The 12972-nt window shown below is 68.5% G+C and carries 13 protein-coding genes; 5 read left to right on the forward strand and 8 right to left on the reverse strand.

The features are described 5' to 3' along the window. Nucleotides 1-107 precede the first annotated feature (107 nt). Entirely contained in the window at nt 108-1121 is a 1014-nt protein-coding gene (locus WS51_RS03475; protein WP_069229108.1) for a LysR family transcriptional regulator, read from the reverse strand. Nucleotides 1122-1255: 134 nt separating this feature from the next. Here WS51_RS03475 and WS51_RS03480 point away from each other — a divergent pair, with 134 nt between their 5' ends. The 4 genes from WS51_RS03480 to WS51_RS03495 all read left to right on the forward strand — a co-directional run bounded on the left by WS51_RS03480 (nt 1256) and on the right by WS51_RS03495 (nt 4482). Beyond that, a complete protein-coding gene (locus tag WS51_RS03480) occupies nt 1256-1972 on the forward strand; it encodes an SDR family oxidoreductase (protein WP_059507177.1) in 717 nt (238 codons plus the stop codon). A gap of 266 nt (nt 1973-2238) precedes the next feature. Then, nucleotides 2239-2574 (forward strand): putative quinol monooxygenase, encoded by a 336-nt coding sequence (locus tag WS51_RS03485; RefSeq protein ID WP_059507178.1) that lies wholly within the window; start codon nt 2239-2241, stop codon nt 2572-2574. Further along, on the forward strand, nt 2571-3728 hold the full coding sequence (locus tag WS51_RS03490) for an iron-containing alcohol dehydrogenase (RefSeq protein ID WP_069228599.1): 1158 nt from the start codon (nt 2571-2573) through the stop codon (nt 3726-3728). The genes WS51_RS03485 and WS51_RS03490 overlap by 4 nt, the downstream gene beginning before the upstream one ends. Before the next feature lie 169 nt (nt 3729-3897). Continuing rightward, nucleotides 3898-4482, forward strand: coding sequence for a putative glycolipid-binding domain-containing protein (locus WS51_RS03495; RefSeq protein ID WP_069229109.1), 585 nt, complete (start codon nt 3898-3900; stop codon nt 4480-4482). Nucleotides 4483-4502: 20 nt separating this feature from the next. On the opposite strand, the gene WS51_RS03500 is transcribed toward WS51_RS03495, so the two are convergent. Further along, a complete protein-coding gene (locus WS51_RS03500) occupies nt 4503-5495 on the reverse strand; it encodes a sulfonate ABC transporter substrate-binding protein (RefSeq protein ID WP_069228600.1) in 993 nt (330 codons plus the stop codon). Nucleotides 5496-5703: 208 nt separating this feature from the next. Continuing rightward, on the reverse strand, nt 5704-6111 hold the full coding sequence (locus WS51_RS03505; RefSeq protein ID WP_059808217.1) for a DUF427 domain-containing protein: 408 nt from the start codon (nt 6109-6111) through the stop codon (nt 5704-5706). Nucleotides 6112-6522: 411 nt separating this feature from the next. On the opposite strand from WS51_RS03505, the gene WS51_RS03510 reads away from it, so the two are divergent. Next, nucleotides 6523-8109 carry an ABC transporter substrate-binding protein gene (locus WS51_RS03510; protein ID WP_418219690.1) on the forward strand — a complete coding sequence of 529 codons (1587 nt, stop codon included), beginning with the start codon at nt 6523-6525 and terminating at the stop codon, nt 8107-8109. 72 nt (nt 8110-8181) lie between these two features. On the opposite strand, the gene WS51_RS03515 is transcribed toward WS51_RS03510, so the two are convergent. From WS51_RS03515 to WS51_RS03535, 5 genes are all read right to left on the reverse strand, one after another. After that, nucleotides 8182-9129, reverse strand: coding sequence for a TauD/TfdA dioxygenase family protein (locus WS51_RS03515; protein WP_059507183.1), 948 nt, complete (start codon nt 9127-9129; stop codon nt 8182-8184). A gap of 162 nt (nt 9130-9291) precedes the next feature. Beyond that, nucleotides 9292-10236 (reverse strand): TauD/TfdA dioxygenase family protein, encoded by a 945-nt coding sequence (locus WS51_RS03520; RefSeq protein ID WP_059507184.1) that lies wholly within the window; start codon nt 10234-10236, stop codon nt 9292-9294. A gap of 148 nt (nt 10237-10384) precedes the next feature. Beyond that, nucleotides 10385-11227 carry an ABC transporter ATP-binding protein gene (locus WS51_RS03525; RefSeq protein ID WP_059773277.1) on the reverse strand — a complete coding sequence of 281 codons (843 nt, stop codon included), beginning with the start codon at nt 11225-11227 and terminating at the stop codon, nt 10385-10387. Nucleotides 11228-11266: 39 nt separating this feature from the next. Beyond that, nucleotides 11267-12091 (reverse strand): ABC transporter permease, encoded by an 825-nt coding sequence (locus tag WS51_RS03530; protein ID WP_059773280.1) that lies wholly within the window; start codon nt 12089-12091, stop codon nt 11267-11269. 33 nt (nt 12092-12124) lie between these two features. Then, nucleotides 12125-12967, reverse strand: coding sequence for an ABC transporter permease (locus WS51_RS03535; protein ID WP_069228602.1), 843 nt, complete (start codon nt 12965-12967; stop codon nt 12125-12127). Nucleotides 12968-12972 lie beyond the last annotated feature (5 nt).

Below are 12972 nucleotides of genomic sequence, written 5' to 3' on the forward strand. Positions count from 1 at the left end.
TGCGGAAGCCGTGTCGTCGAATACGCGGCGGCGCCCGGTTCGTCAGCGCATGCGGCGTGGCGCGTGCCAGGCCGTCCGCAGCCCGGGCAATGCGGGAATCCGCTCCATCATGAACGCCGGGCCGGCTGATGGGCGCCCCGGGTGTTGCCTGCCGCGTGCGTTTTGGTGCCGCCGGCCGGTGCGCGCGGTGCGCGGGCCGCTGGATACGCGCGCTTGCACACGTCGATGACGACGTCGCGCAGACGGCGATGCGCGGGGTCGTGCTGCATCCGCGGATGCCAGAGCGCGGAGATCAGGATCTCGGGCATGCGGACCGGTATCGCGAAGCTGCGCAGTCCCAGCGCGTCCGCGAGCCCCGGCGTGAATGCATTGCCGAGGCTCGAGCGCGGGACGAGCGCAATCAGGTCGGTGCCGGCCGCGACGCGCATCGCATCGGGATAGCCGGGCACCACGACCTGCACGATATGGGCGGCCGTAGGCGTGTGTGCCGGATCGTTCGCCGGCCCGCTGAAATCGCCGAGCTGCGATGCAATGACGTGACGGCAGGCCGCGTAGCGGGCGGGCGTGATCCTGGCCGCCGCGAACAGCGGATGCCCGGCGCGCGCCACCGCGACGTGTTCGTCGTGAAAGAGCTCGCGCGTGTGCAGCTCGGGCGCGTCGTCGCCGCGCTTGCCGATTTCCAGATCGACCGTGCCGTCGCGCAGCGGCCCCGGATCGCGGTCGAGCCTCGCGACGAAACGCACGCGCACGCCGGGTGCGATGTCGCCGATCGCGGCCACCACCGGGCCGGCGAGCATGTCCATGAACGACGCGGCCGCACGGATGGTGAACGTGGACGACAGCGTGGCCATGTCGATGTCGGCCGCAGCCGGACGAAGCACGGCACGCGCATCGCTCGCGATCGCATGCACGCGATCGCGCAACGCCGATGCGTGCGGTGTCGGCACGAGCCGGCGTCCGGCGCGCACGAGCAGTGGATCGCCCGTGGCGGCACGCAGCCGCGTGAGCGTGCGGCTCATCGCGGAGGTGCTCAGCCCGAGCCGGCGCCCGGCGCCGGTCACGCTCCCTTCGGTCAGCAGCACGTCGAGCGCGGTGACGAGGTTCAGGTCGATGTCTTCCATCCGGACAGCATACGACATCGCGCGACATGACAGGGCGTTTGGTGCAACTATCGATTGCATTTGATGCGTCTGGTGCATGTGATGATGCGCGCCTATAGTCGCCGGATGACGAACTCCGGCAAAGGTGAAGTCCAATGCAAGCGACCATATCGAATCCGAATACACCATCGATCCTGCTCGTTGCCGCCTCGCGCGGCCTCGGGCTCGCGATGGCGGAGCAATTCCTGAACAAGGGCTGGCACGTGACCGGCACCGTGCGCGCGGCATCGGGGCGTACGCAATTGCACGCGCTCGCCGAACGCTTCGACGGACGGCTCGAGATTGAGACGCTCGACATCTGCGAGCCGGAACAACTGGCCGCGCTGCGCGCGCGCCTGTCGGGCAGGCGCTTCGACATGCTGTTCGTGAACGCCGGCACGACGAACGATCCGAACGAAACGATCGGCGAAGTCGCGGTCGACGAATTCGTGCGCGTGATGATCACGAATGCGCTGGCGCCGATGCGCGTGATCGAGGCGCTGCAGGATCTCGTGACGGCGGACGGCCTCATCGGCGCGATGTCGTCGGGGCAAGGGAGCGTCGCGAACAACGTGACCGGAATGCGCGAGGTCTACCGCGGCAGCAAGGCCGCGTTGAATCAGTTCATGCGCAGTTTCGCGGCGCGCCAGGCCGGCACACCGCGCGCGATGGTCCTGATGGCGCCGGGCTGGGTGCGCACGGAACTCGGCGGCCCGGATGCGCGGCTGACGATCGACGAAAGCGTGCCGAGCCTCGTGAACGTGTTGATCGGCAAGCAACGGCGTGCGGGGCTCGAATACCTCGATTACCTGGGGCGCACCGTGCCGTGGTAGCGGCCTGCGCAGCGGGGCCCGCGACGTGAGGAAAGCCGGCCGGTCAGGGCGCCGCGCCGGCATTCGGCGGGGCTGACGCGTGCCGTTCGCGGAGCGTTGCCGCCGCGTGCGTGACGACGCGCTGCGCGCGCGGCGCCGAATCAATACAATGCGACGTCGGGGTATCGCTACCGTGTCGGGCGACCGACCGCGATCTTCGACGAGCAACCCGTGCATTGTGATTGACGGCCCGTCATGACGGGCCGCTGGCGAATACGGAGCGCAGCATGAACGAACCTTACCTGCAGGTCATCGCGCATTTCTTCGCGAAACCCGGCAACGGCGACCGCGTGATCGAACTGCTGGCCGAACTCGCGCCAGCTACGCGTACCGAGCCGAAGAACATCGACTACGCGTACTTCCGGTCGCCGGTCGATCCCGACCATATCGTGATCCTCGAGCGCTACCGCGATGCCGACGGCCTCGACGTGCATCGGGAAACGCCGCATTTCCAGCGCATCGGCTTCGGCGCGATCATTCCGTTGCTCGATCGTCGCGACGTGACGTCCTACATGGTGCAACCGGACACCGGCACGGCGACACCACCCGGAGACGCCCGATGAACCCGTTTCAATTCCGCACCGTTCCGACGCAGATCGTCGAATTCGGCGCCGCGAGCCGGCTCGGCGCGCTGTTGCGCGAACGCTTTCCGGCGCTCGTGCGGCTGTGCGTCGTCACCGACGCGTTCCTGCATCGCAGCGGCGTGCTCGCGCCCGCGCTGGAGAGCCTCGCCGCGCACGGCTGGCAGGTGACCGTGATCGACGACGTGATCGCCGATCCGCCCGAGCACGTCGTGCTCGAGGCGACCGCGCGCGCTGTGGCGGTCGATGCGGAAATCGTGCTCGGCCTCGGCGGCGGTTCGTCGATGGACGTCGCGAAGCTGATCGCGGTGCTCGCGCCGGGCGGGCAGGCACTGGCCGACATGTACGGCGTCGACAAGGTTGCAACGTCGCGGCTGCCGCTCGTGCAGATGCCGACGACGGCCGGCACCGGCTCCGAAGTGACGGCCGTGTCGATCGTCACGGTCGGCGAGGCGCGCAAGATGGGCGTCGTGTCGCCGCATCTGTTCGCGGACGTCGCGATCCTGGACGCCGCGCTCACGCTCGGGCTGCCGCGCGCGGCAACGGCCGCGACGGGCATCGACGCGATGGTGCATGCGATCGAAGCCTATACGTCGTCGCGGCTCAAGAATCCGGTGTCCGACATGCTCGCCGTGCAGGCATTGACGCTGCTGTCGCGCAATCTGCTGAAGGCCTGCGACGACGGCGGCGATCGCCACGCGCGCGAGGCGATGCTGGTCGGCGCGATGTTCGCCGGCCAGGCATTCGCGAACGCGCCGGTCGCGGCCGTGCATGCGCTGGCGTACCCGGTCGGCGGTATTTTCCATGTGCCGCACGGGCTGTCGAATGCGCTCGTGCTGCCGCACGTGCTGCGCTTTAACGCGCCGGCTGCCGCGCCGCTGTATGCCGAGCTCGCGGCCATCGTCGCGCCATCCGCGACGGGCAGCGACGAAGCGAGGACGCAGGCGCTGATCGGCGAGATCGACCGACTGATCGTCGCGACGGGCATTCCGCGCACGCTGCGCGAGGTCGGCATCGGCGAGGGCGATTTGCCGAGGATGGCGTCGGACGCGATGCTGCAGACGCGCCTGCTCGTGAACAATCCGCGCGAAGTCACGGAAGCCGACGCGTTGGCGATCTATCGGCAGGCGTGGTGACGCGCCGCGCGCGACTGCGCGGCGGGCGCTCGTTGAAATCTCGCCCGTGATGCCGATCGTTGGTGGGAGCCGAGGCGGCGGCAGTGATACCGAAGGTGCGCAACGATCCGACACGCGACATCGATCCGGAAGCGCGCACCAACGACCGATGAAACCGACGAGAGACGACATGACGCAACGGGAAGAAGCAGCGCGCACGCGATGCGTCGCATGGCAGATCACGCAGGCCTGGCACGCGGCCGAATGGTGCCGGCTCGTCGAGACGCGCACGGGCATCGACCTGTCGGGCGCGGTCGCCGGCGCGATCGACGGCACGCCGTTTCGCGTCGACTATGCGATCGCATGCGGCGCCGATTGGCTGACGCGATCGGTGCACGTCGCGTACTGGCTCGGCGCGGCGGCGCCCCGGCGACTCTCGATCGAATGCAACGCGGGCCGCTGGACGATCGACGGCGTCGACGCGCCGACCCTCGCGGGCGCGACCGACATCGATCTCGGCTTCAGTCCGTCGACCAATACGCTGCCGATCCGGCGTCTTCGGTTGGCGGTCGGTGCGTCGGCCGTCATCCAAACGGCGTGGCTGCGATTTCCGGCGTTCGAGATCGTGCGCGGCGAGCAACGCTATGCGCGCACGGCGGAGCGCGTGTACCGCTACGAGAGCGGCACGTACGCGGCCGATATCGCGGTGGACGACGCGGGCCTCGTCACCGATTACGACGAGTGGCGGCGCATCGGCGCGGCGCATGTACCGTAACGCGGCGCCGCGGCGGCGCGTCAGCGTGCGTTGGCGACCGTCACCTTGCCCGGAATCAGCTTCAATGCGCTGAACGCGTCGGCGATGTTCTGCTGATACGCGAGCGTCGCATCGGTGACGGGCTGCACGCCGTAGCCGGTACGCTTGAGCGCAACTTCGAGCGTCGGCGCGTCGAGGCCGACGAGCGGCGACAGTTGCGCGGCGACTTCCGGGACATGGTCGCGTGCCCACCGATCCAGCGCGTCGACTTCGTCGAGCAGCGTGCGCAGCACCTGCGGCTGCGCGGCGGCATACTTGCGCGCGGCGAGGTAGTACTGCGTGTTGCGCACGAGGCCGTCACCGTTCGCGATCACGCGTGCGCCGAGCTGCCGTTCGGCGGCCGCCAGGTACGGATCCCAGATCACCCACGCGTCGACGCTGCGCTGCACGAACGCGGCGCGCGCGTCGGCGGGCGTCAGGTAGATCGGCTGGATGTCGGCATATGTGAGGCCGGCATGCTCGAGCGCCTTCACGAGCAGATAGTGGACGTTCGAACCCTTGTTGAACGCGACCTTCTTGCCGCGCAATTGCGCGACGGTGCGGATCGGTGAGTCGGGCAGCACGACGATCGCCTCGCCGTGAGGCGCCGGCGGCTCGTTGCCGAGATAGACGAAATCGACGCCCGCGGCCTGCGCGAAGATCGGCGGCGTCTCGCCGACCGTGCCGACGTCGATCGCGCCCGCGTTCAGCCCTTCGAGCAATTGCGGCCCGGCCGGGAACTCGAGCCACTGGACGGTCACGCCCTGGCTCGCGAGTCGCTTCTCGAGCGTGCCGCGTGCCTTGAGGACGACGAAGTTGCCGTATTTCTGGAAACCGATGCGCAGCCGCTTGTCGTTGCCCTGGGCCAGTGCGGGCATGCCCGCGAGCGGGCCGAGCGCGAGCCCGGCCAGTCCGGCGGCCGCGCCGTGCAACCACTGGCGGCGGCGCGGATTTGCCGGGGGCGTTTCAAGATCTGCGTGCTGTGTGTCGTTCATCGAGGCGTCCTGCTGGCGGGTTCACGGGGCTGCGCTTGCGGCGCGCCCGGCACGGGCGAGGCCGGATGCAGGCATGCACGCATCCGGTGGCCCGCGCCGGATGCACGACGATAAGGCCGCGCGAATCGGCGGCCAACCAACGAATCCGCATATGCAAATCAGCGGCGGGACGATACCTGAACGACGGGCCGCGAGCGCGCCGCCGCGCTCAATCGGCGCCGAGCGGGGTCTCCTCGATCGAGTCGACGCGATCCGGGTAAAACGCGAGATGCGCGCGAATCGGTTCGACGGCCGGGTTCGGATGCTCGTACGTCCACACTGCGTTGGTCGCGCGTTCGCCGCCGGCGGGAATCGAGTAATACGCGCAATCGCCCTTGTACGGGCAGTACGTCGCATGGTCGGTGCGTTGCAGCAGCGCCATGTCGGCGTCCTCGCGCGGAACGTACAGCACGGCGGGATAGGTGGCCTCGCGAAGCGCCAGCGCACGGCGCGTATCGGCGACGACCTTGCCGGCCACCTTGACCACGACGCGCAACGGGTGCGGTTCGATCGTGATCGGATGATCGGGGCCCGGCGACTTCACGGGACGAGAGGGCGTATCGGGGTTGATCGACATCGTGGATCCTCCAGGAAGGTGCAGCGCGCCGACAGGCACGCCGCGTCGCAACGTGCGCGCGGGTTGCTGGTGCGCATTGCGGCGTTGACCAAGCCGATACGATGCGCCAATTCCGGAGAACCTGCAGAGGGCCGGAAGGCGGTGCCGCGAGTGGCGTCGCCGCGCGGCCCGCAGCGGCGCGCGGCAGCCGGCGTCGCCCGCATGTCCCCGGCGCTCGCGTGGATATTTCCATGCAGCGGCAGCGGGATGCATCCACCGCGATAAGCAACGCGCAATTAATTGGTAAGCGATTGGCGGATGGCGCGCGAAGATCGGCGGTCGTCATTCGCATGACAGTCTTTCTCGACCGCCATCATGAACAGTCCATTTATCCCGTTCGCCGCGCATCGTGCGCGGCGCGCATCCATTGCCATGGCCGCGGTGCTGCTGCTCGCCGGCGCGCACACGCACGCTTTCGCGGCGCCGGCCGGCAAGACGCTCGTGTATTGCAGCGAAGGCAGTCCGGCCGGATTCGATCCCGGCCAGCACACGACCAGCACCGATTTCGACGCGAGCACGTACACGATCTACAACGGGCTCGTGCAGTTCAAGCGCGGCACGCTCGATCTGGAACCGTCGCTCGCGACGAGCTGGGACGCGTCGCCCGACCAGCGCGTCTACACGTTCCACCTGCGCCGCGGCGTGAAGTTCCAGACGACCGCATGGTTCAAGCCGACGCGGCCGTTCCAGGCGGACGACGTCGTGTTCACGTTTCGCCGGATGCTCGACCCCGACGACCCGTTCCGCAAGGCCTATCCGGTCAGTTTCCCGTACTTCAGCGATCTCGGATTCGACCGCAACATCGAGCGCATCGAGAAAGTCGACGACGATACGGTGCGCTTCGTGCTGAAGTCGCCGGACGTCGTGTTCGTGCGCAATCTGGCGATGGCATTCGCGTCGATCCTGTCGGCCGAATATGCGTCCCGGTTGGCGGCGCGCCATCGCGAAGCCGACATCAACCAGTTTCCGGTCGGCACCGGGCCGTTCCAGTTGCGCGCGTACCAGAAGGACGCGACGATCCGTTACGACGCGAACCCCGACTACTGGAAGCCGGACGACGTGAAGCTCGCGCATCTCGTGTTCGCGATCACTCCCGATCCCGCCGTGCGCCTGCAGAAGCTCACGGCCGGCGAGTGTCAGGTGTCGGTGTTCCCGCGGCCAGCCGATCTCGAGACGGTGCGGCGCGACCCGACGCTCACGTTGTTTTCCGGGACGGGCTTCAACGTCGGCTTCGTCGCGTACAACACGCAGCATCCGCCGCTCGATCGCGTCGACGTGCGGCGCGCGCTCGACATCGCGATCGACAAGGCGGCCATCATCAAGACCGTGTTCAACGGCGACGCGACGATCGCGACGAACCCGATGCCACCGGCGCAATGGTCGTACAACCCGCGTCTGAAGGACGCGCCGCGCGACCTCGCCGCCGCGAAGGCGCTGCTCGCTCATGCAGGATTCCCGAACGGTTTCGACCTGACATTGTGGGCGATGCCGGTGCAGCGCCCGTACAACCCGAACGCGCAGCTGATGGCGCAACTGATCCAGCAGGACTGGGCGAGGATCGGCGTGCGCGCGAAGATCGTCAGCTACGAATGGGGCGAGTACAACCGCCGCGCGAAGCACGACGGGCAGCACGACGCGATCCTGTACGGCTGGTCGGGCGACAACGGCGACCCCGACAACTGGCTAGGCACGTTGCTCGGCTGCGATGCGGTGCACGGCAGTAACCTCGCGAAGTGGTGCAACGCGGATTTCGAGCGGCTCGTCGACGCGGCGCGCTCGAACGCGGACGTCGCGAAGCGCACGGCGCTCTACGAGCAGGCTCAGGTCGTGTTCAAGGATCAGGTGCCGTTCACGCCGATCGCGACGTCCATCGTATCGCTGCCGATCTCGAAACGCGTGCACGGCGTGACGTTCTCGCCGCTCGGCGGGCATCGGTTCGATGGTGTGTGGCTGGAGTGAGGCGCGGCGGGTCGATGTATCGATGTGCTCGCGATAACGGACCGGCGCGCCGGTCCGTGTGTGCGTCGCGCGTCAGTTGAGCGCGACCGCCGCCGCGGTTTCCACCGGCGAGCCTTCGAGCGCGACCGATGGCCGTCCGTCCGGGCCGACCGGCACGTCGCCGATGAGTGTGGTGCGGTAAAGCTGGCGATCGAAGTCGAGATCGAAGATGTCGACGGGCGCGAGATGCGCGGTTGCGCGGTTGTCCCAGAACGCGATGCTGCGCGCTTCCCACTTGAAGCGGATCGTGAATTCGGGCCGCGTCACGTGTTCCCACAGCAGTTCGAGGAGCGCCTGGCTTTCGCGCGGCGTCAGCCCGACGATCGATTTCAGGAAACTCGGGCTCACGTACAGCGCACGCTCACCGGTCTCCGGATGGACGCGCACGAGCGGGTGCTCGGTCACGAGCGGGCGGCGCTCAACGGCTTCGTCGAAGGCGCCCGTCGCGCGTGCGCCGGCCGGCGGCGTGAAGCGGTGAATGCCGCGCAGCCCGTCGACGAAGCCTCGCAGCGGCGCGGACAGCGTCTCGTACGCGCGCACGAGATTGGTCCACTGCGTGTCACCGCCGTACGGCGGGATCGTCACGCCGCGCAGGATCGACGCCCACGGCGGATTCACGGCCGCGGTGACGTCGGTATGCCAGCCGGTCCACGGCCGCCGCACCGGCTCGCCTTCGAAGCGCGTCGCCTTGCGGTGCTTCCCGATCGAATAGACGGCGGGGTATCCCTCGACATGCCCGAACACCGGGTGGCCGACGGTCGGCTCGCCGAACTGCGCGGAAAACGCGACGTGCTGCTCGTGCGTGAGGAATTGTTCGCGGAAGAAAACCACGCGCCATTTCAGCAGTGCGTGGCGGATCGCGGCGATTTGCGGGGTGGTCAGCGGCTGGGTCAGGTCGACGCCGCGAATCTCCGCGCCGATGTGGGCGGACAGCGGAATCACGTCGACCGGCTGGCCGGCGGGTTCGAGTAGGGCGCTCATGCGACGCTCCTGGCGGAAGTGGACGGAACGAACGGCCGACATCGCGACAGGCTGGCGAGCCGGTTCGGCGGGCGAGGATGCGTGGTCTGGTTTCCGGTAACGTGGCGTGGGCCGCCGCTCGGGCACGTACGGCGACGCGTTGCCGTTCGTGCCCGACATGCATTACTGCAGCGTGGCACCGGGCCCTTTCAGCACGACGCTTTGCCGGCCGTCGATGCCGACCGGCACGTCGCCATGAACGGTCGCGCGGCGCACGACGCGGCGCGCATCGCCGTAGTCGTTGATCGCGTAATGCTGCGTCGCGCGGTTGTCCCAGATCGCGACGTCGCCCTCCTGCCAGCTCCAGCGCACGGTGTTCTCGAGGCGCGTCACGTGCTCGTGGAAGACCTGCAGCAGATGTGCGGAATCCTGCGTCGACAGGCCCTTGATCCGCTGCACGAAGTGGCCGAGCACGAGCGTGCGTTCACCCGTTTCAGGATGCACGCGCACGACCGGGTGCTCGGTCTCGTAGACGGTCGACGTAAAGACTTCGCGGTAGCGCTTCAGTTGCGTTTCATCGGCATGCACGTGCGTCGACGCGTAGTCGTACGCGTTGGTATGGACGGCCCACAGCGTATCGGCGAGCGTACGCAGCGTGTCGGGCAGATGCGCATACGCGGCGGCCGTGTTGGCCCATACCGTGTCGCCACCGACCGGCGGAATCACGACGCCGCGCAGGATCGAGATCTTCGGATAAGCGTCGACGAAGGTCACGTCGGTGTGCCACGAGTTGGCGCGCGCGCCGTGCGCGGAATCGAGTTCGAGCAGATGCGCGCTGCCGTCGACGGACGGCACGGTCGGATGCGCGACCGTGTCGCCGAAACGGCGCGCGAACGCTTCCTGCGCGGCGTCGTCGAGATGGCGCTGGCCGCGGAAGAACAGCACCTTGTGGCGCAGCAGCGCGGCGTGGATCGCGTCGAACGTCGCATCGTCGAGCGTGGCCGACAGCCGCACGCCGGAAATTTCGGCGCCGATCCGGCCGGCGACCTGGCGAAGCTGAAGCGGGGCGACGGCCGTGCGCGGCGCGGCGTGCGATGACGGGTGAGCGGCGTGCTGGACTTCGGACATCGGGAGTCTCCTGAGGTGAGGGCGTTCGGGCTTCCATTCAAGCAGGGACCGCGCGGAACCGGAACCGATCAATCGTCACAACCTTAGCGTGCGTGACCGATCGATCGATATGCGCGGAAGTGCGATGCAACGACGCGTGCGCGTGTGCCTACCATGCGAGCCGCCATGCGCCGATCCGGTGCGCATGCGGCGTATCGGCCCACGCGGGCGGGCCGCCCGGCCGATCGTCGTCGCCGTCGTCGAAATCGGCGAGCACCGTGGCGCGCAGCCGCGCGAATTCCGGCGAATCGCGGCGGCGAGGGCGCGGCAGCGCGACCTCGACGATGCGCTCGATGCGGCCGGGGCGCGGCGCCATCGTGACAACGCGATCGCCGAGATAGACAGCCTCGTCGACATCATGCGTGACGAGGATCATCGTGATGCGCTCCTGTTCCCAGATGCGCAGCAGTTCGTTCTGCATGCGCGCGCGCGTCTGAGCGTCGAGCGCGCCGAACGGCTCGTCGAGCAGCAGCACGCGGGGACGGTTCACGAGGCCGCGCGCAATCGCGACACGTTGCGCCATGCCGCCTGACAACTGGTTCGGATACGCGTGCTCGAAGCCATCCAGCCCGACCAGCGCGATGTGATCGGCAACCGCGCGGCGTTTCCGCCGCGCATCCAGCGGTGCGTTGCGCAACGCGGCCTCGATGTTCTGCGCGACGGTCAGCCATGGGAACAGCCGATGGTCCTGGAACACGATGCCGCGCTGCAGCGACGTGTCGCGCACGACCTCGTCGCCCGCGCGGATCTCGCCCGCGTAGTCGGTGTCGAGCCCGGCGATCAGCCGCAGCAGCGTCGACTTGCCGCAACCGCTCGCGCCGACGATCGTGACGAACTCGCCGGCGCGCACGTGCAGCGAGACGTCGTCGAGGACGGCGAGCGCCGCGCCGCGCTGCGCATAGCGTTTGCTCACGTGAAGGATGTCGAGCGAATCGGAGGCAAGGGTCGTCATGGCGGAGCAGGCGTAGGAAGTCACGGGAAAAAAGGACGATCAGGCGCTCAGGTCGCCGCGCTGCGCGAGCACCTTGCGCTCGATCGCGCGGGCGAGCGCGTTCAGCACCCACCCGGTCGCGCCGACGACGACGATCCCGAACAGCACGAGATCCATGCGGAATTGCTCGCTGCCGTCGATCAGCGTGTTGCCGATACCGCTGCCCGCAACGAGAAGATATTCGGCGCCGAGCGTCGCGAGCCACGAATAGATCAGGCCGAGGTAGAGCCCGGTGAAGATCGACGGCAGCGCGGCGGGCAGGATCACGTGGCGCACGAGCTGGAGCCGCGAATAGCGCAGCGCGCGGGCGACGTCGACATACGCGCGCGGCACCGCGTGAATGCCGTCGCAGGTATGCGCGGCGACCGGCAGCAGCGCCGCGAGCGACAGGAACACGACCTTCGCGATGTCGCCGAGGCCGAACCAGACGGAGATCAGCGGGATCCACGCGAACAGCGAGATCTGCTTGAAGGTGTCGAAGCTCGGGCCGACGATGCGCGTTGCGATACGCGACAGCCCCAGCGCGGCACCGAGCAGCAGCCCGCCCGTCGCGCCGATCGCGAAACCGCATGCTTCGCGCGCAAGCGACGCCGACAATGCGCGGACCAGCGCGCCGCTCGCGACCTGCGTCCATGCGGTGCGCAGCACGTCGGCGGGGCTGACGAGCAGTCCGCTGTTGATGAGATGCGCGGACGCGATCGCCCACCAGATCGCGACGGCGGCCAGCGGCAGCACGAGGCCGCGCCAGTCAGGCGCGTGGCGGCGTCGTGTCTCGACGTTGGCGCGCTGCGCTTCGTGCGGTATCGGCGTAGCAGAATGCGGCATGACAGGACTCCTCGGGAAGCGGGACGTGCAGCGTCAGCCGCGAAACGCGGACGGCACGCCGCGACGCAGGCGTGCTTCGAGCGCGTCGAGCAGCCGGTTGATCAGCAGGCCCACCGCGCCGACCACGACGACGGCGGCCATCACGAGATCGAGTTGGAACAGTTGCCTGCCGTACACGATCAGGTAGCCGAGTCCTTCCGACGACGCGACGAGCTCGACGACGACGAGCGCGAGCCACGATTTCGTGAACGCGAGCCGCACGCCGGTCGCGAGCGTCGGCACGGCGGCCGGCAGCACGACGTGGGCGATGCGCTGGCGGCGCGTGTAGCCGAATCCGCGCGCGACCTCGTCGAGCGCGGCAGGCACCTGACGAAAACCTTGCAACGTGCTCAGCGTGACCGGCACCAGTGCCGCATGCGCGATCAGCAGGTACTTGAGCGGCTCGCCGACGCCGACGAGCAGCAGCAGGAACGGCAGCCAGCCGAGCACCGGAATCTGCACCAGCGCATTGAAGCTCGGCAGCACGTATGCTTCGAACGTGCGCGACAGGCCGAGCGCCGCGCCGATCGCGAAACCGAGCAGCGTGCCGGCCGCGAAACCGACCAGCACGCGCTGCAGGCTGATCAGCGTATGGCGCAGGAGATCACCGCTCGCCGCGAGTTCGGCGAGTGCCTGAAAGACCTGATCGGGCGGCGGCAGGATCTGCGGCGCGATCCAGCCGCGCGCGCTGCCGACGCTCCATAGCGTGAACAGCAGCGCCGGCAGCGCCCACGGCGCGAGCAGCCACGCCAGCCGCTTCACGGCCGCGCGACGGCGCGACGACGCGCCGAGCGCATGCGGGTCGGACGACGGGATCGGGATCGCGGTGTCGCTCATCGGCT

Source organism: Burkholderia territorii (assembly GCF_001718335.1).
Lineage (GTDB): Bacteria > Pseudomonadota > Gammaproteobacteria > Burkholderiales > Burkholderiaceae > Burkholderia > Burkholderia territorii.

Coding starts and splice junctions, on each gene's coding strand:
- WS51_RS03475 (WP_069229108.1), bottom strand. CDS start 1,121: ATGGAAGACATCGACCTGAACCTCGTCACCGCGCTCGACGTGCTGCTG.
- WS51_RS03480 (WP_059507177.1), top strand. CDS start 1,256: ATGCAAGCGACCATATCGAATCCGAATACACCATCGATCCTGCTCGTT.
- WS51_RS03485 (WP_059507178.1), top strand. CDS start 2,239: ATGAACGAACCTTACCTGCAGGTCATCGCGCATTTCTTCGCGAAACCC.
- WS51_RS03490 (WP_069228599.1), top strand. CDS start 2,571: ATGAACCCGTTTCAATTCCGCACCGTTCCGACGCAGATCGTCGAATTC.
- WS51_RS03495 (WP_069229109.1), top strand. CDS start 3,898: ATGACGCAACGGGAAGAAGCAGCGCGCACGCGATGCGTCGCATGGCAG.
- WS51_RS03500 (WP_069228600.1), bottom strand. CDS start 5,495: ATGAACGACACACAGCACGCAGATCTTGAAACGCCCCCGGCAAATCCG.
- WS51_RS03505 (WP_059808217.1), bottom strand. CDS start 6,111: ATGTCGATCAACCCCGATACGCCCTCTCGTCCCGTGAAGTCGCCGGGC.
- WS51_RS03510 (WP_418219690.1), top strand. CDS start 6,523: ATGGCCGCGGTGCTGCTGCTCGCCGGCGCGCACACGCACGCTTTCGCG.
- WS51_RS03515 (WP_059507183.1), bottom strand. CDS start 9,129: ATGAGCGCCCTACTCGAACCCGCCGGCCAGCCGGTCGACGTGATTCCG.
- WS51_RS03520 (WP_059507184.1), bottom strand. CDS start 10,236: ATGTCCGAAGTCCAGCACGCCGCTCACCCGTCATCGCACGCCGCGCCG.
- WS51_RS03525 (WP_059773277.1), bottom strand. CDS start 11,227: ATGACGACCCTTGCCTCCGATTCGCTCGACATCCTTCACGTGAGCAAA.
- WS51_RS03530 (WP_059773280.1), bottom strand. CDS start 12,091: ATGCCGCATTCTGCTACGCCGATACCGCACGAAGCGCAGCGCGCCAAC.
- WS51_RS03535 (WP_069228602.1), bottom strand. CDS start 12,967: ATGAGCGACACCGCGATCCCGATCCCGTCGTCCGACCCGCATGCGCTC.